This window comes from Lysinibacillus sp. BSL11 (genome assembly GCF_052928325.1).
On the sequence record NZ_JAVGCX010000004.1, the window covers coordinates 1 to 26,736 of the forward strand.

At 37.3% G+C, this 26,736-nt stretch carries 21 protein-coding genes; 16 read left to right on the forward strand and 5 right to left on the reverse strand.

Annotated features, from left to right (window positions below; all coding sequences use genetic code 11):
* Nucleotides 1–147 precede the first annotated feature (147 nt).
* On the reverse strand, nucleotides 148–378 hold the full coding sequence (locus RCJ95_RS05665) for a hypothetical protein (protein WP_004229745.1): 231 nt from the start codon (nucleotides 376–378) through the stop codon (nucleotides 148–150).
* 155 nt (nucleotides 379–533) lie between these two features.
* Here RCJ95_RS05665 and RCJ95_RS05670 point away from each other — a divergent pair, with 155 nt between their 5' ends.
* The 4 genes from RCJ95_RS05670 to RCJ95_RS05685 all read left to right on the forward strand — a co-directional run bounded on the left by RCJ95_RS05670 (nucleotide 534) and on the right by RCJ95_RS05685 (nucleotide 4,526).
* Nucleotides 534–1,397 (forward strand): DMT family transporter, encoded by an 864-nt coding sequence (locus RCJ95_RS05670; RefSeq protein WP_446722012.1) that lies wholly within the window; start codon nucleotides 534–536, stop codon nucleotides 1,395–1,397.
* Between the two features lie 76 nt (nucleotides 1,398–1,473).
* Nucleotides 1,474–2,166, forward strand: a complete 693-nt coding sequence (locus RCJ95_RS05675) for a response regulator transcription factor (RefSeq protein WP_004229740.1) — start codon at nucleotides 1,474–1,476, stop codon at nucleotides 2,164–2,166.
* On the forward strand, nucleotides 2,144–2,299 hold the full coding sequence (locus tag RCJ95_RS05680; protein ID WP_004229738.1) for a hypothetical protein: 156 nt from the start codon (nucleotides 2,144–2,146) through the stop codon (nucleotides 2,297–2,299). The genes RCJ95_RS05675 and RCJ95_RS05680 overlap by 23 nt, the downstream gene beginning before the upstream one ends.
* A 16-nt stretch (nucleotides 2,300–2,315) precedes the next feature.
* Nucleotides 2,316–4,526 carry a sensor histidine kinase gene (locus RCJ95_RS05685; protein ID WP_221679074.1) on the forward strand — a complete coding sequence of 737 codons (2,211 nt, stop codon included), beginning with the start codon at nucleotides 2,316–2,318 and terminating at the stop codon, nucleotides 4,524–4,526.
* A gap of 36 nt (nucleotides 4,527–4,562) precedes the next feature.
* Here RCJ95_RS05685 and RCJ95_RS05690 read toward each other — a convergent pair whose 3' ends face one another.
* Nucleotides 4,563–5,711: an acyl-CoA dehydrogenase family protein gene (locus RCJ95_RS05690; protein WP_446722013.1), complete on the reverse strand. Its 1,149-nt coding sequence runs from the start codon at nucleotides 5,709–5,711 to the stop codon at nucleotides 4,563–4,565.
* Between the two features lie 312 nt (nucleotides 5,712–6,023).
* On the opposite strand from RCJ95_RS05690, the gene RCJ95_RS05695 reads away from it, so the two are divergent.
* From RCJ95_RS05695 to RCJ95_RS05710, 4 genes are all read left to right on the forward strand, one after another.
* Nucleotides 6,024–7,103: a metallophosphoesterase gene (locus RCJ95_RS05695; protein WP_313150883.1), complete on the forward strand. Its 1,080-nt coding sequence runs from the start codon at nucleotides 6,024–6,026 to the stop codon at nucleotides 7,101–7,103.
* Between the two features lie 104 nt (nucleotides 7,104–7,207).
* On the forward strand, nucleotides 7,208–8,044 hold the full coding sequence (locus RCJ95_RS05700) for an undecaprenyl-diphosphate phosphatase (protein WP_175400802.1): 837 nt from the start codon (nucleotides 7,208–7,210) through the stop codon (nucleotides 8,042–8,044).
* A gap of 296 nt (nucleotides 8,045–8,340) precedes the next feature.
* Nucleotides 8,341–9,633 (forward strand): globin-coupled sensor protein, encoded by a 1,293-nt coding sequence (locus tag RCJ95_RS05705; RefSeq protein WP_221679080.1) that lies wholly within the window; start codon nucleotides 8,341–8,343, stop codon nucleotides 9,631–9,633.
* A gap of 216 nt (nucleotides 9,634–9,849) precedes the next feature.
* The gene (locus tag RCJ95_RS05710; protein WP_221679082.1) at nucleotides 9,850–10,812 is read left to right on the forward strand and encodes a 2-hydroxyacid dehydrogenase; all 963 of its coding nucleotides are present in this window, start codon (nucleotides 9,850–9,852) and stop codon (nucleotides 10,810–10,812) included.
* A 38-nt stretch (nucleotides 10,813–10,850) separates the two neighbouring features.
* Here the strand turns inward: RCJ95_RS05710 and RCJ95_RS05715 are convergent, their stop codons facing one another.
* Nucleotides 10,851–11,651: a TIGR00266 family protein gene (locus RCJ95_RS05715; protein ID WP_004229711.1), complete on the reverse strand. Its 801-nt coding sequence runs from the start codon at nucleotides 11,649–11,651 to the stop codon at nucleotides 10,851–10,853.
* Between the two features lie 580 nt (nucleotides 11,652–12,231).
* Here RCJ95_RS05715 and RCJ95_RS05720 point away from each other — a divergent pair.
* From RCJ95_RS05720 to RCJ95_RS05735, 4 genes are all read left to right on the forward strand, one after another.
* Nucleotides 12,232–13,710, forward strand: coding sequence for an aldehyde dehydrogenase family protein (locus RCJ95_RS05720; RefSeq protein ID WP_004229708.1), 1,479 nt, complete (start codon nucleotides 12,232–12,234; stop codon nucleotides 13,708–13,710).
* A 26-nt stretch (nucleotides 13,711–13,736) separates the two neighbouring features.
* Nucleotides 13,737–14,909, forward strand: coding sequence for a saccharopine dehydrogenase family protein (locus RCJ95_RS05725; RefSeq protein WP_004229703.1), 1,173 nt, complete (start codon nucleotides 13,737–13,739; stop codon nucleotides 14,907–14,909).
* 9 nt (nucleotides 14,910–14,918) lie between these two features.
* Nucleotides 14,919–16,112 carry an acyl-CoA dehydrogenase family protein gene (locus RCJ95_RS05730; protein WP_257521047.1) on the forward strand — a complete coding sequence of 398 codons (1,194 nt, stop codon included), beginning with the start codon at nucleotides 14,919–14,921 and terminating at the stop codon, nucleotides 16,110–16,112.
* Nucleotides 16,113–16,239: 127 nt separating this feature from the next.
* Entirely contained in the window at nucleotides 16,240–18,339 is a 2,100-nt protein-coding gene (locus tag RCJ95_RS05735; RefSeq protein WP_446722014.1) for a beta-propeller domain-containing protein, read from the forward strand.
* Between the two features lie 468 nt (nucleotides 18,340–18,807).
* On the opposite strand, the gene RCJ95_RS05740 is transcribed toward RCJ95_RS05735, so the two are convergent.
* A complete protein-coding gene (locus tag RCJ95_RS05740; RefSeq protein ID WP_257521050.1) occupies nucleotides 18,808–20,217 on the reverse strand; it encodes a polysaccharide deacetylase family protein in 1,410 nt (469 codons plus the stop codon).
* A 336-nt stretch (nucleotides 20,218–20,553) separates the two neighbouring features.
* Here RCJ95_RS05740 and RCJ95_RS05745 point away from each other — a divergent pair, with 336 nt between their 5' ends.
* Together RCJ95_RS05745 and RCJ95_RS05750 are read left to right on the forward strand one after the other, a co-directional pair.
* Nucleotides 20,554–21,306, forward strand: a complete 753-nt coding sequence (locus tag RCJ95_RS05745; RefSeq protein ID WP_009371811.1) for a threonine/serine exporter family protein — start codon at nucleotides 20,554–20,556, stop codon at nucleotides 21,304–21,306.
* A gap of 12 nt (nucleotides 21,307–21,318) precedes the next feature.
* A complete protein-coding gene (locus tag RCJ95_RS05750) occupies nucleotides 21,319–21,795 on the forward strand; it encodes a threonine/serine exporter family protein (RefSeq protein WP_081010948.1) in 477 nt (158 codons plus the stop codon).
* Between the two features lie 44 nt (nucleotides 21,796–21,839).
* Here RCJ95_RS05750 and RCJ95_RS05755 read toward each other — a convergent pair whose 3' ends face one another.
* Complete coding sequence (locus tag RCJ95_RS05755; RefSeq protein WP_221679089.1) at nucleotides 21,840–23,864, reverse strand: GGDEF domain-containing phosphodiesterase; 2,025 nt, start codon at nucleotides 23,862–23,864, stop codon at nucleotides 21,840–21,842.
* A 186-nt stretch (nucleotides 23,865–24,050) separates the two neighbouring features.
* On the opposite strand from RCJ95_RS05755, the gene RCJ95_RS05760 reads away from it, so the two are divergent.
* Both RCJ95_RS05760 and RCJ95_RS05765 read left to right on the forward strand, forming a co-directional pair.
* The gene (locus RCJ95_RS05760) at nucleotides 24,051–24,947 is read left to right on the forward strand and encodes a DMT family transporter (RefSeq protein ID WP_221679090.1); all 897 of its coding nucleotides are present in this window, start codon (nucleotides 24,051–24,053) and stop codon (nucleotides 24,945–24,947) included.
* Nucleotides 24,948–25,013: 66 nt separating this feature from the next.
* Nucleotides 25,014–26,735: an ABC transporter ATP-binding protein gene (locus tag RCJ95_RS05765; RefSeq protein WP_221679091.1), complete on the forward strand. Its 1,722-nt coding sequence runs from the start codon at nucleotides 25,014–25,016 to the stop codon at nucleotides 26,733–26,735.
* The last annotated feature ends 1 nt before the right edge of the window (nucleotide 26,736 follow it).

Genomic DNA, 26,736 nt, shown 5'->3' on the forward strand with positions numbered 1-26,736 from the left:
CATGTGAACTTTCTTTGCCTTCTAAGTATCGTAAAGCTGCTTGTAATTTTTCCTCTGCACTATATTTAGCCATAAAAAAAATGCACCTCCAATTGTTAGATGTGTCTAACAATTGGGGTGCAGTTCAATTGTATGAATGGTGGGCTTTTAGTCTTCATCTTTGACGTCTATGTCCTCTGGAATAGGAGTAGCTCGCCAAATTTCAATTTCCTCTTTTATACGTTCCAATTGTTTAAAATAAGTGCTGAATTGTCCGCTATTGATTAAAATTTGTTGGCCATCGTAAACAGAACGGATGCGTCCTTCATAAATTAGACGCATAACTTGATCCTCAGGCATACCAAGATCAATAGCTGTCTCTTCAATTGATTTGTACATACGATTCGCTCCTTTTACTGTTTTTATTATAACGTCCATTCATGAGAAAACATACTATTGGAATTAAAAGAAAAGTAAAAATGATAATTGTTTGATTTTGGATAAATATGTATGATTAGTATTGATAACGTAGTGAAGCGGGGATGAGTTGATAAATGCTAAATTCATTTTTTGTATTACTAGCAGCTATTCTATGGGGAATGACAGGTACTGTCCAAACATATTTGGATCAAGGGGTATCTCCAATAGCAGTGGCCATGATTCGTTCTGCAATTGGTGGCAGTTTATTATTAGTTATTACGATTATAATGAGGAAAATTAACTTTTTAAGGTGGTCATGGAAATGGACAATTTTAGCTGCGGCTAGTATTGCGCTTTTCCAAGGTCTTTTCTTCTCATCCATTCGCCTAACAGGTATAGCCATTGGAACTGTTGCTACTATTGGTAGTGCACCAGTGTTTTCTGGTGTTTTAGAGTGGCTAGTATGGAAAACACGTCCCACAGCGGTATGGGGACTTGCTACATTGATGGCCATTATCGGATGTCTTTTATTGTTTATGAATAATGGAGAAGATTCTGTTCACGTTGGCGGATTCATATTAGCGCTTTGTGCAGGTTTATCCTTTGCATTTTACACAAACATAAGTAAAAAATTAATGGCACAAGAAGAGGCATTACCCGCAGTTGCTATGACATTCTCCATTTGCGCTTTGTTTTTACTGCCGTTTTCTTTACAAGGTGGATTTTCCTGGTTAGTAAATGTGCACAACTTATGGACAATGTTATTTATGGGGATTATGTGTACAAGCGTAGCGTATTTCCTGTTTTTAAGTGGACTACAAAAAATTAGTTCATCCTCAGCTGTAACACTTTCATTAGCAGAACCCTTGACTGCTGCAATTCTTGGTGTGTTTTTAGTTGGAGAACACTTAAGTGTAGTTTCCTGGCTTGGAGTAGCGATGCTGTTAGGTGGCATTGTTGTTTTAACATTGGGTGGGAGAAAAAAGCTAAAACCTTAAGAAATTCTTCATTTTTATAATAGCTGGTTTTTAAGATTTAGAAGATACACTTATATTTGAGAGCGAGGTGTATATCATGACGAAATTAACAGTTCTTGTTACAGATGACGATCAAGATATTCGTGATGGTATTGAAATCTATTTAAAAAATGAAGGCTATCATGTCATTAAAGCAGCAGATGGCTTAGACGCATTAAAAAAGCTAGAGAACAATGAAGTACATTTAATAATTTTAGATATCATGATGCCAAATATGGATGGAATTACAGCAACCTTTAAAATTAGGGAAGAGCGCAATATCCCCATTATCATGCTAAGTGCAAAGGCGGAGGATGGCGATAAGATTCATGGATTATCGGTAGGAGCTGATGATTATGTGACAAAGCCATTCCATCCATTAGAGCTATTGGCACGTGTAAAATCACAGCTGCGCCGTTATGTGCAGCTAGGAACTTATAGTGAGGGAGCTACAAAAGTGGAAATAGACGGACTAGTTCTTGATGAAGAGGCAAAAGAAGTTGTACTAGAAGGAGAACCAGTTCGACTAACCCCGATAGAATATAAAATTACAGAACTATTAATGAAAAATGCAGGGCGTGTGTTTTCGATTCGTGAAATTTATGAACGTGTTTGGAATGAGGAAGCTTATAATGCTGAAAATATTGTAGCTGTTCACATTCGGAAAATACGTGAGAAAATTGAAGCTGATCCGAAAAATCCACGCTATCTAAAGGTGGTATGGGGCGTTGGCTATAAAATGGAAAAATAAACTAGAGAAGTATATGACAATTGCAGGATTTCTAGCAGGCGTTGTTGGACTCATTTATTTTGGTGTTTATGCCTATCAAATTGTCAATTCTCGCTCCTCAGAGGTTTTACAGTTACTAGAAAGAATTTTTTAGAGGAGTGTAAAGACTTATGGTGAAAAAATGGAAATCTCTTCTCGTGTTAATGTGTTTAATCTGGACAGTTTTCGGTATCTTTACTTTTTATCATGTGGGGTACCAGTATATTGGGAAATCATATTTCGAATCGGAAAATTTCCAGCATGAAATCGATAATTTCACTGCAGAACTAGGACCGTTAGTAATTAATGTACCGAATGCAGAGGAATTGAAAAATAAAATTGAGATTACCCAAACTGAAATAGATGATCATCGTAATTACTATGGTACATTAGGGCAGCAAATCGAAAATATTAAAGCACAATATGAACAGCGCATTCAGGAAGCTGTAGATGCCAATGCTACAGAATTAAAGACAAAACTAGAGACTGAACGGGATACTAAAATTAAAGATATTACCGCAAATTTTGAAGATGACGAGCATGTACGAAAGAAGATTTTTGCAGAAAAAGAAGAACTTATTGATAAATATATCAAAGCCGCTCAAACTGAATCCAAAAGCTTTAGTAAAACCTATGATTATTGGTCATATGAGTTGACAAATACAGAAACTGGTAAAATTTACCGTTCTGGTGATGTTTCTGAAAGTAGTGCCTATAAAATAAAGTATACTGATCGAAAACCGCTATATGCATGGAATATCAGTGATAATTTAAGAGATATTTTTTACCGTACAGAAACGTATGTGAATGTAGATGACCTTTACGAAACGACAGAATATACAGGTGTAATAGCTATCTCTAAAAAAGCAGTAATATCAGAAGATTTGATACAAGGAGGATACCAACAATTTCAACAGTTTCAGCGCAATCAATATACCCATTACTTTATTTGGATCACAAGTATTATAATGGCCGTCTTTGTATGGAGGGGGCGTAAGGACTTATTACAGATAGTTATGAGCATGAAGGAAAAAGATCTATTAACGAAGTATAAAATTGATGTTCAAATTATTCTTTTATTAATAACAGCCTTTATGTATTTCTTTTCAGCACAAGTTGTTTTTGAATCTATAGAATATAATTCAATATATAATAATAATTATGTCCGTTTTATACTCGATATTGCCTTTAAAATAGTTGTTTTAATGGTAATTGGTAGTGCTTTCTTCGTGCAATTAATTTGGTTGTATACAAGAGTAGATACTTTGAAAAAGCTAGAGGAGAATGTGAAATCGAGCTATTTATGGTCACTTGGGGATTCGTTGACTGACTTATTTATTAATCGTTCGATCGCATTACATTCAATTGTAATGCTAGCCGCAGCATTCTTTGGAGGAGGTAGCCTTGTCGCATTCATGACTGGAGTAGGGGGCTTTGCAGTCCTTGTGCTTGGTATTTGTATGCTTATAGGATTTCCTGCTATGATTGTTTTCCTATCAAGAATGGGTTATTTAAACCGTATTATGAAGGATACAAAGGATATGGCTGATGGGCGTTTAAATCGTGATGTAAAGGTAAAAGGGAAATCACCGCTTGCAGGTCATGCAGAAAACCTTAATCATTTACGAGAAGGTGTGCGTACGTCCATGCATGAGCAGGCTAAAAGTGAACGGTTAAAAACAGAGCTGATTACAAATGTGAGTCATGATTTACGTACTCCTTTAACCTCTATAATTACGTATACCGATTTACTGAAGAAGCCAAATATTACAGAGGAAGAACGGAAACAATACATTCATATACTGGATAAAAAGTCTGAACGTTTAAAAGTACTGATTGAAGACCTTTTTGAAGTATCGAAAATGGCAAGTGGTAATATTGAACTTCACCGCAGTCGAGTAGATTTAACACAGCTTATCCAGCAAGCTGTAGGGGAGCATAAAGAGGATTTAACACAGTCACAACTAGATTTACGAATGACCATGCCTCATGATCCAATCTTTGCATATGTGGATGGTCAAAAATGGTGGAGACTTATTGATAATTTAATTGTCAATGTTTTGAAGTATGCGCTAGAGGGAACGCGTGTTTATGTGACATTTAAGCGTACGGCAGATGGCGATGCTGAATTTACGGTGAAAAATGTAGCGAAGTATGAAATTAGTGAAGATGCTGAGGAATTATTTGAACGCTTTAAACGTGCAGATGCCTCACGTCATACAGAGGGCTCTGGGCTTGGATTAGCCATTGCACAATCCATTGTCGATTTACATGGAGCAAGAATGAGCATTGATGTAGATGGCGATTTATTTAAAGTAATCGTTCGAATTCCAGCAGTTTAATGGTAAAAAGGCGGCAAACTTCTGCCGCCTTTTTTATTATAGGCCTAAATTTTTGGCGATAATAACCTTCATGACTTCATTAGTACCAGCATAGATCGACATAACAGGTATATCTCTATATCTTCTAGCGATCTTATATTCCTCCATATAGCCATAGCCACCATGCAATTGCATGCATTGCGTTGCAAGGTCACGTGCATTTTCAGTAATCCAGTATTTTGCCATAGAAACTTTTGTCACAACATCATTCCCTGCGATATGCTCTTCAATCAAGGATTCTAAAAATGATTTACCAAGCTCGATTTTAGTAGCCATTTCAGCTATTTTAAATTGTGTATTTTGGAAGTCACCGATTGTTTTGCCAAAAGCCTGACGTGATTTCACATAGTCTAGCGTTAATGCAAGCATATCCTCAGCGGCTGTTTGTGCGGCAATCGCTACTGCTAATCGCTCTTGTTGCAGTTTTTCCATCATATAATGAAAGCCCTTGCCTTCTTCTCCAAGTAGGTTTTGAACAGGCACTCGACAATCTTCAAAATAGAGTTCAGCTGTATCTTGGGCATGCATACCAACTTTTTCGAGCTGTCTTCCTTTTGTAAAGCCAGGTGTACCCTCTTCAATAACAAGTAGGCTAATACCACGATGTTTTTTCTCAGCCTGTGGATTTGTTTTCACTGCGACAACCGCTAAGTTTGTGTGGATACCATTTGTGATAAAGGTTTTTTGACCATTTACAATATAATGGTCCCCATCGCGAATAGCTGATGTTTTGATATTCGCCAAATCTGAACCTGTACCAGGCTCCGTCATTGCAATAGCTGTTATATAGTCGCCTGTAACACATTTTGGCAGCCAACGAGATTTTTGTTCGTGTGTACCATATGCTTCGATATATGGGACAACAATATCATTATGCAGGCCAACCCCGATAAGACTTGAGCCTATACGCTCAAGTTCTTCTTGTATGATGACGCCAAAGCTGAAATCCAAGCCCAGCCCGCCATATTGTTCTTCTACTTGTGGACAAAGATACCCCATATCACCAAGCTTACGCCAAAAAGAAAGCGGAATAAGATGATCCTTTTCCCACTGTGTATAATGCGGTTCAGCTTCTTCAGCTAAAAACTTACGAAAGGTTTTGCGAAATAACTCATGCTCTGTTGTTTCAAATTTATAACGTGTCATTTGAAATAGCACCCCTTTTTCTTCGTAAATACGCGAATTTGCTCGTTCATCTATTATGTTACTGGAAGAAATGAGAAAATAAAAGTGGCATTTAGTATGTAAATGACGAAAATGTCATCTATATACAGTGAAATGTCATGTAAAACGAGAGTAACTAATGATATGAAAAGGTAGACTTAAATTTGTCATAGAATAAAGGGACAAGTTCCTACTTTCTCTAGAAGATTATTCAAGTGCTTTAAGCAATATGATTGATAAGTATAATGATATAATCAATTAAATTATAGAAAGAAGAAAGTAGAGGACTTGGTTATGCCAAAAGTAATCGGCGCTGTTCTTTTAATTAGTATTTATAGTGCTTTGACTTTCTATTTAGGGTGGGGAGTAAAGCAGTGGCTTGTAGCAATGGGGTGGTTTCGTTTTCCAGTATTATTTTGGATAATGCTGTATATGGTTGCTTTTAGTATAATAATTGGAAGATTACATGAGTCATTACGAGTGTTTTCTGTAATCAGTAATTATTGGATGTTTATCTTTGAATATGGCTTATTGCTATGTTTAGTTGCACAATTCATTATTTGGCTCACACCTTTTAAAAACGTGCAAATAATAGGTAGTATAGCAGTAGCAATCCTATTCTTGTTAAGTATCATTGGCTCCTATTTAGCCTACTCTCCAGTTGTTCGTCATTTAGAAATAACAGTTGATAAACAAGATAGTGAGTTAAACACACTAAGAGCTGTTGTGGCATCTGATTTTCACTTAGGTGTTTTATCACATAAACGACATTTACAACGTTTTGTCAGTTTAGCTAATGAGGCACAACCAGATATCGTGTTGTTAGCTGGGGATATTGTGGACGATGACCCTAAATGGTTTGTTCAAGAGGGTATGGCAGATGTCATGAAACAATTAACATCTACATATGGAACCTATGGTATATTAGGTAACCATGAATATTATGGCAAAAAAATTCCTGAATTTATTAAGGAAATGGAAAATGCCAATGTGAAAATGCTCCTAGATGAAACAATTCTTATAGAAGATGCGTTTATATTAACAGGGCAAGAGGACAGAACGAATAAAGAAAGAAAACCACTTGAGGTACTAAAGCCTTCTGCTAATTTACCATGGCTTGTAATGAATCATACACCTGACGACTTGATCACGCCATCCGAAATGGGCGTTGATTTACATATGTCTGGTCATACACACAAGGGACAACTGTGGCCGAATCAGTATATAACAGCTCGTGTATTTGAACTGGATTATGGTTATAAGTTGAAGGAACAGATGCATACACTTGTTTCATCAGGCTATGGCTTCTGGGGCCCACCAATGCGAATTGGCAGTAGATCAGAGCTTTGGGTAGTAGATATAACATTTAAATAGTATGTGATAATCTAACAATCGGCTTCTTAGGTGAAATGGCAGTAGTATATAAAAACGTAGTATTTTATAATAAGTGGGTATTTGATTAAAAAAGGTAAGGTGACATGGTGGAAATTATAGAATTATTAAAAGCATTAATATTAGGCTTTGTCGAGGGTATGACAGAATTTGCACCAGTATCTTCTACGGGGCATATGATTATCGTGGATGATATGTGGTTAAAGACTGAGGAGTTTTTAGGGAAATATCCTGCCAACACATTTAAAATTGTTGTACAACTTGGTTCCATATTAGCGGTTATCGTAGTTATGTGGAAACGTATGCTAAGCTTAGTTGGTTTATATAAAATTGAAGGTCAAGCTAAGTCCATAAATGGCCGCTTTAACTTATTGCATGTTATTGTTGGTATGCTACCAGCAGTTGTCTTAGGTTTTGCATTCAAGGATTTTATTGACGACCATCTTTTTAAAGTAGAGCATGTTGTTTATGCACTCGTGGCAGGAGCAATTCTAATGATTGCTGCAGATAAGTTGGCACCGAGAAAACCAAAAGTAGATTCTTTAGATAAGATTTCTTATGGTTTAGCATTTAAGGTAGGGCTAGTACAATGCCTATCTCTATGGCCAGGTTTTTCTCGTTCAGGTGCAACGATTTCGGGTGGGGTACTATTTGGTATGAGTCACCGTGTTGCAGCTGATTTTACATTCATTATGGCTGTGCCAATCATGGCAGGAGCTAGCCTCGTATCCGTTTTGAAAAACTGGGATACTTTATCAATGGACTATTTTGGCTTCTATGCTGTAGGATTTATTAGTTCGTTCGTCTTTGCATTACTGTCCATTAAGTTTTTCTTAGCGCTTATTTCAAAGGTAAAATTAATGCCTTTTGCCATTTATCGTTTAGTTTTAGCCGCAGTTCTTTGCGTTATCATTTTCATGTAAACAATAAGTCACGCTTCTTCTTTAAGAAGCAGTGGCTTTTTTTTTGCGTTAAAATTATTGAATCATCCATCCGTTTTTTCAATAAAGTGAAGGAAAATGAGTATAAAGAATCATTTTAATGCATAAATTAAAAGCGAATTATAATAATATTAGACAACATTTACCTACATATTGTTCATTTAACTGTTTTGAGATTATAATTGATACATAAAGTGTCTAATTATTTGTTGTTTTTTTATAAAAAGTAGGAATATAGACTTATTAAAATATATGATTAAATATATGAGGTGGAGAAAATGTTTCAACTTATTAATAGATCTAAGAAAAATACAATTGAAATAAGCAATGAAGCAACAATCGGTATTTTTATAGAGGATCCAGACCGTTTACTACAATTAAATCTTGTAGGGTTAAGTGTGCATGATCTTCAGCTAATTAATAGTTTAAAACCATATGTAGAAAGAAATGTAGTAGAAGTGGTAGCTGCATTTTATCATGCAATAGAAAGTGTTCCTTCCTTACAAAAGGTTATTCAATCACATAGCTCCAGCGAACGTTTAAGACAGACATTACGTCACCATATTATTGAAATGTTTGAGGGGCGAATAGATGAAGCCTTTTTAGAGAAGCGAAGACGTGTGGCAAAAATGCATGTAAAGATTAATTTATATCCGAAATGGTATTTAGCTGCTTTTCAAATACTTGAGAAATCACTTCGCAAAATAGTGTATGAACTACGATTACCAAAGGGCGAAGAAGAGAAGTTTTGTGATGCTATCAGTAAAATATGTAATTTTGAACAACAAATCGTTTTAGAAGAATACGATAGCTACGCAAGTATACTAATTGAAACACAACGCAATAATGTTAGGGACCATGTAAAGGATGTTATAGGCGGAATTTCTACACAATTAGAGGTTCAATCACAAACTACGACTGAAACAGTAACAGAACTTGTATATAGCGCCAAGCGTGTCAACGCTTCTTTGAAGGAAAGTATGTATGAGGCAGAATCAATGCAAAAAGTTTCTAGTGAAGGCTATAGTAAAATACTATCTATTAATGAGCAAACAGGGAAGATTCATTATAAGACTGTAGAAATGGGAAATATGGTGGAGCAATTAGATGCATCCTCTTCTAAAATAAATGCCGTTGTAGAAATTGTGAAAAGTATTTCTGGCCAAACAAATTTACTTGCGTTAAACTCTGCAATTGAGGCGGCACGTGCTGGTGAGCATGGTAAAGGATTTGCAGTTGTTGCAAACGAAGTACGCAAGCTTGCGGAGCAAACGAAAAGCTCTGTTGAGCAGATTGCTGAGTTAATCATGACGTCAAATGGTATCACAACACAAGTTGTACAAGCTATTCAGGACATACAGGAGCTTGTAAATAGTAGTATTGAACGTAATGCTGAATCCCTAAAAGCTTTTGATGCGATTTCTGGTTCTGTAGAAAATTCGATCTCAAATTTCCAAAAAGTTGATAATCAAGTATCTGAATTAGCTACTATTATTGAATCGATTGGTAAATCTTCGGAAGAGTTAGAGAGGGTGGCTAATCGCTTGAATACAACTATAAGAGAGTTTTAAAAGAAACATAGCTATGCATAACTATCTATGCATAGTTTTTTTGTATGTGAATTAGGATAAAAGGTCTTATTTTACGGATAAATCAACTAATAGGCTGATGAATTAGCTAATAACAAATTTTATAGAAAGAGGAAGATTACAAAACCCTAGAAAATGCTTGTTTTAAGTGTTACGCTATAGGCGAATTAGGGAATTGAGTAGAGGGGTGTTTGGAGCATGAAAAAGAAATTATTTATAACACGTAAGTTTCCTACACATATTGTTGAACTGCTACAGGAATTTTATGAAATCTCACAATGGGATGAGGAAGAAATTGTGATTCCACGTGAAAAATTGCTAGCAGCTGTCGCTGACTGTGAGGTACTGTGGGTAACGATAGCCGATCAAGTAGATGAAGAATTACTTTCGCATGCACCCAACTTAAAATTAGTGACGAATTTAGCAGTTGGATATAATAATATCGATGTGAAGGCTTTAAAAAAACGAGGCATTATGGCGACAAATACGCCTGGTGTTCTAACTAATACGACTGCTGATTTAGTATTTGGCTTACTGCTTGCAACTGCTCGTAGAATTCCAGAAAGTGAAAGATATTTACGTGAGGGTAACTGGAAAAGCTGGTATCCAATGCAACTGGTTGGCAAGGATGTTTCAGGAGCTACAATTGGCATTATTGGCATGGGGAGAATTGGCCAAGCCGTTGCTAGAAGAGCAAAAGGGTTTGATATGAAAATCTTGTATAATAATCGCAGACGTCGTCATGAAGCAGAAGAAATGTATGGCTTCCAGTATGTTTCGCTGGAGGATCTATTAAAGAAATCTGATTTTGTTGTGATTATGACACCTTATAATAGTGATACGGAAGGACTCATTGGTGCAAAGGAACTTGCTTTGATGAAAGAAGATGCGGTATTAATTAATGCCTCACGTGGTGGAATTATTGATGAGGATGCGCTGTACGATGTTCTGAAAAATGGGAAGCTTTGGGCTGCAGGACTAGATGTGTTTGAACAAGAGCCGATTGCGATGGATCATCCTTTATTAACACTTCCAAATGTAGTAGCTCTGCCACATATCGGTAGCGCATCATTAGAAACGAGAACGGCTATGCTAATGTTAAATGTAAAAGCCTTGACTGCTTATGGACAAGGAAAGGCAATATCCAATCGAATTGATTAAAAAGAGGAGCATATCGGTGAAAGATATGCTCCATTTTTTTATCTATTGAATAAATCGAATAAGCCGCCAATACCGCCTTCACCTTTAGATTGACCGCCTCCACCTTGCGAAATAGGTGCAGCTGCAAAGACACGACTGGCTAAACGGCTAAATGGTAATGATTGTACCCACACTGTTCCAGGGCCACGTAATGTAGCAAAGAAGATTCCTTCGCCTCCAAACAGGGCTGTTTTTACGCCTCCAACCATTTCAATATCGTAATCCACATTGGATGTCATTGCTACAAGACATCCTGTATCCACACGTAAAACTTCACCTGGTTGTAATGTTTTTTCGTGAATGGCTCCTCCTGCATGAACAAACGCCATGCCGTCACCTTCTAGCTTTTGCATAATGAAGCCTTCACCACCGAAGAAGCCTACTCCAATTTTTTTCTGAAATTCAACGCCAACAGAGACCCCTTTAGCAGCAGCTAAGAATGCATCTTTTTGACAGATAATTTTACCGTTTAATTGGCTTAAATCCATCGGAATAATCTTCCCTGGGTATGGTGATGCGAAATAAACATGCTTCTTACCTGAGCCAACGTTTGTGAATGTTGTCATGAATAAGCTCTCACCTGTTATTAGGCGTTTTCCGGCACCTAATAATTTACCCATTAGACCACTTTGTGAGCCACCTCGCGAGCCGTCACCAAAAATAGTTTCCATATGGATCGAATCATCCATCATCATTAACGCTCCTGCTTCTGCAACCACTGTTTCCTGAGGGTCAAGCTCAACTTGCACATATTGCATGTCGTCACCAAATAACTTGTAGTCAATTTCATGATTATTCATAAAGGGATTCCTCCAAAAATAAATTTAATGGTATTGTATACGATTATAAGCTACATTGGTTTCAATAGAAAATTAAATATTTTAGAAAAAAAGGGAATTAGTTAGAAAATGTCGAATATAAAAAACTAGAATGTGTATTATTTATTTTCATTTAACTAAGGGTATTGTGAATATACATAACCTTAAGAGGCTTCTAAAATTAGAAGTCATCCTTTATATTGAGGTAAGGAAGTTAAGTGGAAATAAAGCCTCTGGCAGTTGTCACCGATTATTATGGAAATGCTAGTATTACAGGGTGTGGTGTATATTGAAAATTCGGAATTTTGACATATTTTATCTCCATTCACTCCAAGATTCCTAATGAGACATTTATTCTTTTGGTGGGAGCAATTATAGATTGTATGGAGATAAAGCCACTGGTAACTGTCACGAATAGTGCAATGTGCAAGCACATTCCACTGTTTCGAACGCAATTATCCAAAGGCGAAATGGATTCTGGTTAAATTCATAGACTTATACCTATGGGATACGACTGGTACAACAGCTGAGGCATCATAGAGTATTTCAGGGGGTGTATGTAGTGGAGATTAAAAACTATATCGGTGGTAAATGGATCACACATTCACATTTACAAAGTATAGCAGTGACGAACCCTGCAAACGGTGAGCAGCTTGCTACCATTCCACGTTCTACTTCGAATGAGGTAGGCGAGGCTGTAGCTGTTGCTAAACAAGCACAAAAGAGCTGGGCACTTATACCAGCACCAAAACGTGCAGATTATTTATATGCCATCGGTCAAAAAATGAAAGAGAAAAAAGAACATTTGGCGACCGTTTTAACAAAAGAGATGGGCAAGGTCATTGAAGAGGCTAGAGGAGAAGTGCAAGAAGGAATTGATATGGCATACTATATGGCTGGTGAAGGACGTAGATTATTTGGTGAAACAACACCGTCTGAGCTTGCCAATAAATTTGCTATGAGTGTAAGGGCACCTATAGGCGTTGTAGCACTCATTACACCTTGGAATTTCCCTGTTGCTATCGCCACGTGGAAGTCATTTCCTGCCATTGTTGCAGGGAATACATTCATTTGGAAACCGTCTAATGAGACTCCAATGATGGCCTATGAAATGGGTAAAATTTTTGAGGAAGTAGGCTTACCAGATGGTGTTGCTAATATCGTATTTGGTACAGGACCTACAGTTGGCACAGCATTAATTGAACACCCTGACGTCAAGGTTATTTCGTTTACAGGTTCTACAACAACCGGCAGTAAAGTAGCTGAGCTTGGCGGGAAGCATTTGAAAAAGGTTTCTTTAGAGATGGGTGGCAAAAATGCTGTTATTGTCATGAATGATGCTGATTTACAGCTAGCTACAGAAGGGATTTTATGGAGCGCATTTGGTACTGCTGGGCAAAGGTGTACAGCATGTAGCCGAGTCATTGTGCATAAAGATGTAAAAGAACAATTAGAGAAACGTCTCTTAGATGAAATGCAAAAGCTCACAATTGGGGATGGTCTAGACGAGGGAGTAAAAATCGGGCCAGTGATTAATAAAGCAGCATTGGAAAAAATTAATCACTATGTACAAATAGGTAAACAAGAGGGTGCTACATTATTAGCAGGTGGCAGGATACTAAATGAACCACCTTATGATAAGGGGTTCTATTATGAGCCAACATTGTTTACGAATGTGAAGCCTGACATGATTATTGCCCAAGAAGAAATCTTTGGTCCAGTCGTATCTCTAATTGAAGTGGCAAGTTTGGAAGAAGCAATTGAAGTAAATAATGGTGTGAAATTTGGCTTATCTAGCTCAATATTCTCACAGGATGTCAATACAATTTTCCGCGCACAACGTGATTTAGACACAGGTATCGTTTATGTAAATGCTGGCACAACAGGTGCTGAAATCCATTTGCCATTTGGAGGTACTAAAGGGACAGGAAATGGGCACCGTGATTCAGGTGTAGCAGCCCTAGATGTATACACAGAGTGGAAAAGTATTTATGTAGACTACAGCGGTAAATTACAAAGAGCACAAATCGATACAGAGTAACAGATCAACGAAAGGGGATGTTCTTGATGAAAGTTGTTGTATTAGGTGCAGGTTTAATGGGGAAAGAGGTAGCTCGTGATTTAATAAAAAACGATAAAGTGGAGCGTGTGTATTTAGGTGATATCGACGTGAAAGTTGCACAGGACTTTGTAGATACGCTAGATACAAATAAGGTAGAAGTGGTAGAGCTACACGCAGAACGTGACGATTCATTAATGAACGTTATTTCGAAGGGTGATGTTGCCGTCAATGCATTGTTTTATTCGTTCAATGAACGAGTAGCAAGAGCAGCTATTGAGGCAGGTGTCCATTCTGTTGATTTAGGTGGTCATATTGGTGGCGTTACAGAGAAGATATTAGATTTACATGAGGAAGCAAAGGCGAAGGGTGTTACAATTATCCCTGATTTAGGTGTTGCTCCTGGCATGGTCAATATTCTTGCGGGCTATGGTGCTTCAAAATTAGATGAAGTAGAATCTATTAAACTATTTGTTGGTGGTATTCCAACTGAGCCAAAACCTCCGCTTCATTATACACGCGTATTTTCTTTAGATGGCGTATTCGATCATTATACTGAGCCTTCAAAAACGATTCAGAAGGGCAAGCTTGAAGAAGTTCCATCCCTATCAGGCGTTGAACCTATTTATTTTGATGATTTCGGTGTGCTTGAGGCATTTTATACATCTGGTGGTATCTCCACATTGTATAAGACATTCCCGAATGTCCGCACATTAGAATATAAAACCATCCGTTATAAAGGCCATGCTGAGAAATTTAAACTTTTAGCAGACTTAGGCTTCCTTGATTCTGCGAATAAGGTAGAAGTGGATAATCAAGAAGTGCCTGTTCGTGCAGTTGTACGAGAGGCACTCAAAAAGAAACTTGAATTGGGCACAAAACCTGATGCTGTATTGTTACGTGTTATTGTAGCGGGTGAAAAGGCCCAACAGCAGGTGACATATGAATATGAAATGGTTGTACGGAAAGACATGACAATTAATGAAACAGCTATGGCACGTGCTACCGCTAATACGATATCAGTTGTTGCTCAAATGATTGGTGCCGGTGCTATTACAGAGCATGGTGTATTCCCGCCTGAAGCAATCGTGCCAGGTGATACGTATATTGAAGAGATGGCTAAACGAGGTGTGGTCATTAAAGAGACATCACACAAGTCTGCTATGATTGTGAAATGGTAGGTGCTAACCATGAACTTTGAAATGTCCACTGAGCAGGAAATGCTAAGAAAAACAGTAAGACAGTTTGTTGATGAGGAAATCATTCCCTATATTGCGAAATGGGATGCTGAAGGTGGCTTTGATGCTAAGATTTGGTCCAGACTGGCTGAGCTTGGCTTAATGGGGGTTTGTGTTCCTGAACAATACGGAGGTAGTGGCATGGATTATAATGCACTTGCTATCGTATGTGAGGAGCTTGAACGGGGAGATACAGCATTTCGCACAGCCGTATCTGTCCATACAGGTTTAAATAGCATGACCCTAATGCAGTGGGGGACTGAAGAGCAAAAGCAGCGATACCTTGTTCCACAAGCTAAAGGTGTACGAATTGGAGCTTTTGGTCTCACAGAGCCAGGGGCTGGGTCTGATGTAGCTGCCATGTCAACAACTGCTGTACGTGATGGTAATCATTATATCCTCAATGGGCAAAAAACGTGGATCTCCTTATGTGATATTGCAGACCACTTTATCGTATTTGCCTATACTGACAAATCGAAGAAACATCATGGGATTAGTGCGTTTATTGTAGAACGTTCCATGGCTGGCTTTACATCTAAAGCGATTAAAGGAAAATATGGTATTCGTGCTGGTAATACAGGTGAGCTCTTTTTTGAAGATTTACGCGTGCCAATTGAAAACCGACTAGGTGAAGAGGGCGAGGGCTTCAAAATTGCCATGTCTGCGCTAGATAATGGTCGATTTACAGTAGCGGCAGGTGCTGTTGGTTTGATCCAAGCTTGCATAGAAGCTAGTGTGAAGTACTGTCATGAACGGGAAACATTTGGCAAACCTATTGGTGAGCACCAGCTTGTAGGACGTATGATAGCTAATATGGAAGCAGGCTATCAAATGAGTCGTCTCCTTGTCTATCGTGTAGGAGAATTGAAAAATAAAGGTGTTCGAAATACTCGAGAGACATCATTGGCAAAATGGCAATCTTGTGATTTTGCCAATAAGGCTGCGGATGATGCGGTACAGATTCATGGAGCCTATGGCTATTCAGACGAGTATCCAGTTGCCCGTTATTTAAGAAACTCCAAAGCACCAGTTATTTATGAAGGGACTCGCGAAATTCATACGATTATGCAGGCGGATTATGTATTGGGAAGACGCCAAGATAAGCCTTTAAAAAATATGTTGCCTAAATGGCCATTTGAAGAATAAACGAGAGGGAAGTGTTTCCCTCTCGTTTTTTGTAGTGCCTTAACTTACTTAGAAAATTTCAGAAAAATGTAACTTTCCTCTTTTTTACTAGTCTAATTAATAAACAAGTATATGAAGGAGAGGAAAAATGATGAAAAGTAAATGGTTCGCAATTATGCTGATTATCGTTCTAGCTATCGTGCCTGGTATTTTTACATGGATAGTGAATACAGATGTGACGGCAAAGGCGGCTAGCGCAAGTATGGCAACACAAAACTGGCAAGCATCTTTTTCAGTTGCTTTAAAGAAAAACAAAATAACTGAAGAATATGTCTATATCACTACGGAAAAAGGACACAAAGTACCTGCAAAAATTGAATTGTTGGAAGATCAGAAAACGGTAGTGGTGAAAAAGTTAGCACCAGGTAGTTATCAATTGCATGTAAAAAAGGAGGCCTTTGCACAAGGCGGTCTGAATGTAGCTTCACAGACAATTCCATTTACAATTATCGAGACATTAACAGCCGTTAAAACGGAGAAAGAGTTACAGCACTATTTTAAAAAGTTGTTGACAACTCAAAGAGTAGAAATTAGAGAAGACGAGAGCTTACAAAGTGCGGCAAGTGAAGATAAAGCAACTGCTAATAATGAATCTACAACTAATAATCAAGTAGAGGGGGTAGAAGAGGGAGACATTGTAGTTGTAAAAGATGGCTTTATTTACACTGCAAAAGATCAGAGCATTACAGTTGTGAATGCTAAAGATCCTAAGAATTTAAAGATGGCTACAAATATAAAATTAAAACATTCCCAATATATTTCTAAGCTTGCGCTATATGACAATCTATTAATTGCCATCGGGGATCAATATATTGAAAAAGCTGGAACAGCTATGGTAACAGCCTCAATTTATGATATTTCAAATCCAAGCAATCCAAAGCATGTACGTGATGTTGGGCAGGAAGGCTTCTTGCAGGATATTCGCATAACAAAAGACACATTATATTTAATTGGTAATATGTATCCTAATTATTGGATGCTACAAGAAGACAAGAAAACCGATTTAAAGCCTAAAACATTTGATAGTATAGCAGGAACAGAGTACAAAAGTCTGCCTTTAGAAAAAATCTCAATCTTACCAAATACGATGGATGGTACCTATAGTTTAATTACAGCTGTCGATTTAAAAAATGGAGCTAAGACAACGGCCAATACGAAAGGGTACTTAGGTGGAAGTAGTGGTCTTTATATGTCAGAGAATGCCCTGTATTTAACGACACCAATGTATGAAAGTAATATTGATGTTTCATCAGAAAAGCGCGCCATGGATATGATTTGGTTACCGAGATCAGCCGACACTCAAATTTTCAAGTGGAATGTAGATGGAACGACTTTGAACTTTGTCGGAAGTACGGAAGTAAAGGGAACTGTGTTAAATCAGTATTCAATGGATGAATATAAGGGGAACTTCCGAATCTTTACAACAGAAGGTAATACGTGGAATGAGAAAAGTACTTCCTATAACCATCTCTTTATTTTGGATGAACATTTGAAAACGCTTGGTTCAGTAAAAGATATGGCGCCTGGAGAAAAGATATATTCAGCTAGATTTATGGGAGAAAAAGCATATGTGGTGACATTTAAACAAGTGGATCCACTATTTGTCATTGATGTAGCGAATCCGAAAAAGCCTGCTGTACTAGGGGAATTGAAGATTCCTGGCTTCAGTAATTACCTGCATCCATTAGATGATACGCATTTAATTGGTATTGGTTATGATACGGAGCAACGCTATGATTCGTATACGAAACGTAATTTTACTGTGACAACCAATATGAAGATATCCCTATTCGATGTATCAGACTTCCGAAATCCAAAAGAGCAATCAACCGTAAAAATTGGTGGGAAAGGTTCTTCCTCTGAAGTGCAATACAATCCTAAAGCGCTATTCCGCAATAAGGAATTCAACTATTTTGGCTTCCCTGTAGTACTGTATGAGGCAGGTAAGGGAGACGAAGTTGTCTATCAAGGTCATGGTGCTCAAATTTATGAGATTACTGCAGAGAAAGGAATTGTATTGAAAGGAAATATAATCAATCGTAATAATAATGAGTCCTATGAAAGTTGGGAGCAGGTTGTACAACGCGTTGTCTATATAGATGATACGCTATATACAATAGCACGTAACGAAGTAAAGAGCTATCAGTTAAGTGACTTCAAGCCTTTAGATACACTAACAATAAAATAATAAGAAAAACAAAACAGTCAATTGAAAGGTATCAAGTAGCCTTCTACTCTAATCCTGTTATCTTTTTAGCAACGGTTTTCAACGATAGTGAAGGTGTTCATTATTCTTTATGAAGAGATGTTGTCACCCATCACTTCTCTGCATTGAAAATAAGAGTTTATTCACGCTAAGAATACAGATAATGGGCTATTTGATCACTATGCTACTTTGAAAAGGAAAGTCTTTTGCAGAATGGTTCATTGGAGTGGAGCCAGCGTCACTCCTAGGGGTAGCGTCACAGATGAGACCCTGGAGTGAACGTAAGTGAGTGAAGCGGCTCATCGGACGCCCCCTGTAAAGGACGCTGGCGGAACGGAAATCAACCTCTCACCTTGCAAAGTTGCTTTTTCTACCGTTGACATCATCTTTTTTCAACAAAAAGGAAAGTCCAATGAATATCGAAATTCATTGGACTTTTCTTTGTAAATACTATTGGCGATATGGCAGTATTTCGGATACAGTCACAAATTCATAGCCCTGCTCTTGTAAATAGGAGAGAACAGCGTCAAGTCCGTCTGCAGTAGATTGATGAATATCATGCATTAAGACAATGGCATTATTGTGTAAATTATTTTTCACGTGTGGCAATAGCTGCTGTGCATTTCGATGTTTCCAATCCAATGTGTCGATTGACCATAGCACTACAGGGATAGGAATCTCAGCATTAATGGTGTCATTAGTTGCACCGTATGGTGGTCTAAAAACTGTGGCACCTTGATTGATTGCCTTCTCAATTTCAGTGGCAGTAGTGTTATATTCTTTCATCACTTGTTCCTGCGTAAGCTTTGTTAAGACAGGGTGGTTCCACGAATGGTTTCCAATTTCATGACCGCGCGCAAGAACATCCTTTACGATGTCAGGATAGTATTGTACACGACTACCGAGCATGAAGAAAGTAGCCTTTGCATGATACTTATCAAGAATATTTAAAATTTGCTCCGTCACTTTTGGATGTGGACCATCATCAAATGTTAAAGCAATACGTTTTTTATTCGGATCACCAGTTGGTGGTGGATTAATGGGTTTTACATTTTCCATTGCGATTTGAAATTCGGAGGCTAACAATGGGTTAATAAGCGAAAGGGGTAGTTTCACTATTGGGGTACCTGCTGCTCCACTAGCAATCTCATATTCATCGAAATAGATTTGTAATGAATCGTCAACAATAGCAAAGCGATTGAAGTTAGACCATTTTGGTTCTGTAGCTTTTAATAATTCATCGTTGAAAAGCTCATCCTTTAATTGGAGGTTTTTTTGCAAATCTTTTCGGACGTTTACAGCCAACGTAGATAAGTTATTCTCATCATTTTGTAAGAGCGTTTGGATCGTAACTTGTTCGCCCGTTTCGTTGTTAATGAAGAATGTTTTTGTGGAGACTTCGTGATTTGCTCCACCTACATATAGCATTTTTGTTAGCACAAAGGAATAGTAATGCTCTCGGTATGGAAAAGTTTCAAGACTAATATTTAATTCACCCATAGCTTCTTTATCTTTATTTTTCTTCATCGATGTTAGATAGTTTTCTTTTGAATCCGATATGTACTGTAATACGGCATCATTAAAAACCTCGTTATCTGTTTGCGGGTAATGAATAGCAAATGGTGTTCGTTTGTCATTTGAAACGTCTGTAACAATACGTATGCCTGGAAACGCAGAACTTTCGGTCGATAAATGACTATTCACCGATTCCGTCTCGGATTCTTTTGAAGCACTAATCTTTTGAAACTTGAAGTCATCCTTTGAAAGGATAATAAAAAGTATAATAGTTGTTAAGGTCACAATAAGGCTTAGTAATAAGAAATCAATTATTGGACCGCGTCTTTTTCTGCGTTCCTGCATGGTTTTGGATACGCTCCCCTCTTTTTTATTTTCTATACAATCAGACGTGCCAGTCATTAAAAAAGTTATACAAATCTAGAATCTTTGTATGTATCTTTGTGGAAATTTATTAAGATCACTTTTTCTTCAAGAATCAGCGAATTAATTGTAGTTGTACTTCTATTTAAGAGGTTGTAAAATACCTACTAAAATAGAAAAAACACATGCGTAATATTAGTGTAACTGTAAAAATAAATTGAAAGATAATCCATTGCTTATGAAAAATTTTCAGTTGAGTTTTTATTGGCAGTTCGTTAATATTGGCAAGGAACCTTTTGAAGGAGGCAGATAGCTGCAATGGTCTTACAAGATGCGGATAATGAACTTACGATTGACTGTTTGTTGCTTGCAGGACGCATTATGATTGAAAGTGGTGCAGAAACATACCGCGTAGAGGATACGATGCTGCGTATGGCACATTCTCAAAATATGCCAAATGCTCAATGTTATGCCACACCAACTGGCATCATTTTTTCGTTAGGCAAGACACAGCCAACAAGAATTACATCAATTCCCAGTAGGGTTACAGATTTGCAAAAAATCGCCTTGGTAAATTCAGTATCTCGTAGACTCACATCTCAAATCATAACATTAGAAGAAGCTTATGACGAGTTAAAGTCGATACAAAAAACAAATTATTTTTTACCAACTTATTTGCAAGTTTTGGCAGCTGCGCTTGCTAGTGGTTGTTTCCTTATTATGTTTAAGGGTGGATGGTCGGATTTTCCGATAGCTTTTTTAGCAGGCGGGCTAGGTTTCCTAGTACTTGTAATCATTAATCATTTAACAAGGGTAAAGTTTTTTTCTGAATTTACAGCATCACTCGTCCTCGGCTTTGTTGCCTTCTTTGCAGTAAAGTATGGTTATGGTACTGAACTTGATAAAATTATTATTAGTTCCGTCATGCCACTCGTACCAGGTATCTTGATTACAAATGCTGTTCGTGATTTAATGGCAGGTCATTTTATGTCAGGGATGGCAAAGGGAGCAGAGGCCTTTTTAACAGCCTTTGCTATTGGTGCAGCAATTGCCGTCACACTAGGATTTTAGGAGGCGGACAAAATGCAGATGATGGACATTATTATACAATTAATAGTTAGTTTTTTTGCGACAGCTGGGATTGCCATTATTTTTAATGTTCCTAGAAAAACACTACTTCATTGCGGACTCGTTGGGGTAATTGGCTGGATTATATACTATGTTCTAACAGAGCAAGGGATGGATGTTGTCAAAGCCTCTTTCTTTGGCTCATTTGTTATTGCCATTGTTGCTCATTTATATGCCCGACGCTTTAAAATACCCATGATTATTTTCATTGTTGGTGGAATTATACCATTAGTGCCAGGGGGCATGGCTTATAATGCAATGAGAAATGTGGTAGAAGATGATTACTTACAAGGCCTGCAATATGGCTTAAAGGCATTTTTAATTACAGGTGCTATTGTGATTGGACTAGTTTTTGCAGAAGTAATTATTCAACTCATATTCCGCTCAGTTCGTTCAAGTAAAGTAAAATTACAAAAGGTTTATAAAAAATAGAAGGAGGCTGCGTGTAAAATAAACGCAGCCTCCTTCTTCATTTATTATTGTTTAGTCAGTAATAGTTCAATCTCTTCAGGTGTAACAGGTTTGCTAATATAATAGCCCTGAATGGCATCGCAGCCGTAAGTGATTAATAGATCTGCTTGTTCAGCTGTTTCTACACCTTCAGCGACTACTTTCAATTCCATGGATTTACCTAGTTGTACCATACCATTCATAAGCTTTTGGCTCTTTTCGGATTTCAAGAGTGAATTTGTAAACGTTTGATCGATTTTTAATGTACTTATTGGTAAAATTTGCATATATCTAAATGAGCCGTAGCCAGTACCGAAATCATCTAAAACAAAGGAAATGCCTTCGTTTTCAAGCTTACGCATTTGCTGTGCAATAGACGTTGCGGCTTCAGCTTCTAAAGCAAATTTTTCAGTAATCTCAATTTGTAATAGGTTCGCTGGACAACCTGTTTTTGTAATCATTTCAAGTATAGATTTTGCCATATTCTTATCACGGAATTCGCGTACAGAAGAGTTAATAGATACTTTTAAATCATAGCCTGCCTTTTTCCAAAGTAAGGCTTGTTCACAAGCCTTTTCCAGCATGAAGGACCCAATATTATTAATTAAACCTGTTTCTTCAGCGATAGGAATTAACTCATCAGGCGTTACGACACCTATTACCTCATCTTCCCAACGTACAAGTGCTTCAACAGCAGTAACTTTTCCAGAATACACGTCGATTTGTGGCTGATAGAGTACCTTCAAGTTCTTTTGGTCAAGTGCTTGGAGTAAGCGCTTTTCAATTAATGCTTTACGATTTAAAGCTTTATGTGTTGCTGTTGATAAAGAAACAATTTTATCTCCGCCAGCCTCACGTACTGTTGAAATAGTAGCAATGGATGCCTTCATAAGCTGTGAGAATGTTGATTGATCCTCAGGATATCTAGTTATGCCGCCACTAATAGAAATTGGTACAGCAATATTGTCGCTATAAATCGGATGTTGTTGTAAGTAAGATAAAAAGCCTTGAATAAACCATTCACTTAAAGGCGTGATGACAACAAAATCATTTTCATTTATACGAGCCATCGTGCTATCTTGGAAATACATTTTTATACGATTTGTAAATTCAACAATCAGGCTTTGATCGATTTGTTGATCATGTAATTCTTTAAGTGTATAAAATTTATCAATACTTAGATAAACAAATGAAAAGTGTCTCTCATCGTCAATCATATTGGTGATTACTTTTTCAAGTCGATGTGCATTCATCAAACCAGTTTCTGTATCGATGTAAGCAATTTTTTCAAGTTGGTGTTGAATCGTTTTTGATTTCGTTACATCCTTTTCAATTAGGATAAATTGTTGTTCATTTGTTTCAAGATTAACGAGGGGGATAGCCGTTAGTAGCACCCAATAGGATTGCCCCGTTTTTGTGATTTTTTCAACTTCTCCCTGCCATGTATGACCATTATTTAAATTACGCCAGATCGTATGTGTTATTTTTTCACTCACTTCATTATCAGGGAACAGTTGCCAAAAGGTTTTGCCGATAACACGCTTTGGTGTCCATTGGCTTGTTTTTAGAAATTCATTATTACATTCCAAGATAAATCCATCGTGATCGAGTGTAACAGTCATAAAGGTCGCATCTAAACCTTGCTTAAGATTTACAAAGGTATTGCATTGAGAGATAGCCTGCGTCATTAATTCTGGTAGCATAAAAATCAATAGAATAAAACGCTCTCCCTCATCTGTAAAAGGTTTAGCTAGCAGAGCGGTTGTTATTTCTACATTTGAAGTTGTGTGTACTTGAATTTTTTCTAGATACGTACTGTCCTCATTTTGTAAAATAGATTGAAATGTTTCGACAGGAAGCTGACGCAGTAGATTTTCGTGTATAGATGGAGTAGTATTTCCTTTAATATCATTAGCTAATAAGCCAATCAGATGTTCAGCATTCTTTCCCCAGACTGTTGCTTGTCCATCTTGATTAATGATAATTGCAGGAAAAGGAAGTGAATTTAAATAATGTTCATCAATCGTAAATGATTTATGCATATGACTCATGATTATTCGATCTCCTTGGGTAATCAATATATACTAATATTATAGATAATAATCGGGAATTAGTCATTATGAATATATTTGTAAATATTTGATAGTAAAAAATAATAGGACTTTTCTAGTGAAATACAAGAAATGATTTGAAGAAAAGTAACAATTTTTAGTACGTATATAGGAAGCAGGATTGGTATGAAACGTTTAAAAGGAATAATATTTATCGTCTCAGGTGCTATGTTATGGGGAGCAACTGGCCCTTTAATGGAGTGGTTGCTTAATCATACACCTTTGACAGTATCCTTTATGTTAACAATTCGTTTATCGGTTGCAGGTATATTACTACTTACATATTTATTGTTAACAGGAAAAAATATTTTTGGAATTTGGCAGCACAAGCTATGGGGGAGGCAACTCATCGTTTTTGGTATTGCAGGTATGCTTGGTGTACAATTTGCATTTGTTGCTGCAATTAATGAAAGTAATGCTGTGCTTGCTACCTTACTACAGTTTTTAGCGCCAATATTTGTTGTCGCGTATGTCTCTCTTAGTTTAAAGAAATGGCCACCAAAATATCAAGTGTTAGGTATTATTGGTACCCTTATAGGGTTATTTCTGTTACTAACGAATGCATCATTTGAAAGTTTGCTTATTAGTTCAAAAGCCTTGTTATGGGGAATAGGAGTAGGCTTAACATTTGCATTTTACACCTTGTATCCTGCACGCTTAATGAAGGAGTGGAGTGTGCTTTTAGTAGTGGGCTGGGGGATGCTGGTGGGTGGCTTCACTTTAGGCTTAGTAAGCCGTGTTTGGCAGCAGTCCACTCAATGGGTTGTTCTAGTAGATTTTAAAATTTTAATGTTATTAGTTGCTTTAATATTTTTTGGAACAGTAGCTTTTATATTATTTTTAAGTAGCATGAAATACATTACAGCAGTTGAAACGAGCATTCTTTCTAGTATTGAGCCATTAACAGCAATGGTTATTTCTGTTATTATTTTCGGTACTTCTTTAGGTTTTTGGCAACTAATAGGAGTATTCGTTATGCTTGTTTGTGTAACGTGGCTTTCAATAGCGGGAGAGAAAGCATAAATATACTATAGTGTTAGTAGTTTTTGACTATCTTTAAATTTTATCTACCAACAAGGGGGAAAGAATATGAAAGAAGTTTTTTCCTATGTAAAGCCATATAAATGGACAGCTATTTTTGCTTTATGTTTAATGCTTTTAGAGTTATTTGTTGAGCTTGTGCAGCCACTCATTATGGCAAAAATAATCGACGAGGGAGTAAGGGCACAAAATCAAGGAATGGTTTTGCAATGGGGGGCTGTTTTACTTGGGCTATCTTTCGTTGCCTTTCTGGCGGGCATTATCAATTCTTATTTTTCTTCCCATACAGCTCAAAGCTTTTCGTATGATCTTCGAAATGCCATGTTTGCTAGGATTCAATCCTTTACGCTAGCAACCTATCAAAAATTCTCCACTGCATCGCTTATTACTCGATTAACAAATGATGTCACACAAGTACAAACGGTGCTGTTTATGAGCTTGCGTATAATGCTTCGAGCGCCACTTGCTGTGATAGGAAGCATTATTATGGCTTTTGTCGTAAATCCGAAATTAGCATTATTTTTAGTTATAGGTGCACCCATCATTTTTATTTTTCTTCTTTTTATGGTGGCAAAAGGTGTGACTTATTTTGGGCGTGTACAAAAGAGGGTGGATCGTTTAAACAGAGTTTTACAGGAGAATTTACAGGCGATACGATTAGTAAAGGCTTACTTAAGAGGGGCATATGAAGCTACACGCTTTGATGAAGTTGCATCACGGTTAAAGGTTGATACTGTGAAGGCCTTACGCATAATGGAATATATTATGCCTGTTCTTTTGTTCATCATGAATATGAGCCTGCTAGCAGTTTTATGGTTTGGTACAAAACAAATTGCTACAGGAACAACGCCACTTGGTGATATTGTGGCTATTGTGAATTATGCAATGCGTATGACAGGCTCATTTTCAATGTTCGCTTTTATTATTATCTTCTATGCACGTGCGAAGGCATCTGCAGAACGTATGGCTGAAATCCTTTCCATTGAAAATGAGGTTGAAGATACGTCCCTTTTAGAAGAAGTAGATCATGCAACACAATATGGAGAATTAACCTTTGACCATGTTAGTTTTACTTATCCAGGAGGAGATGTTCCTGTTCTGTCAGATGTAAGCTTTCAAGTTAAGTCTGGCGAGAAACTAGCGATCATGGGGGCAACTGGTGCAGGGAAATCAACATTATTACAGCTCATTCCTCGGTTCTATGAAGTAACGCAAGGCCGAATACTTGTGGAAGGTCAGGATGTTCAACATTGGGATTTACAAGAGTTGCGGGAAGTGATTGGCTATGTCCCTCAGCAGTCATTGTTATTTACAGGAAGTATTGCAGATAATGTGCGTTGGGGAGATACACAGGCTAAAATGGATGCTGTATTACAGGCTACAATGCAAGCGCAAATTCATGCATCTGTTGAAGATTTTCCAAATGGTTATGATACAAAGGTTGGGCAAAAAGGTGTTAATTTATCGGGGGGGCAAAAACAGAGGTTATCTATAGCTAGAGCTCTTTTGAGAAAAGGACATATTTTAATGCTTGATGATAGCACTAGTGCTTTAGATGTTAAAACTGAACAGTCTTTGTGGGAGGCACTGAGTGACGAAAAAGCAACGATGCTTGTTGTGACGCAAAAAATACGTACAGCTAAAGGTGCGGATCGCATTCTACTGATTGATGCTGGAAAAGTAGTTGCTTATGGTACACATGAAGAGCTATTAGAGACTTCCTCGCTTTATAAAAAAATAGCTATCTCTCAACAGGAGGTGGAGGATTAAA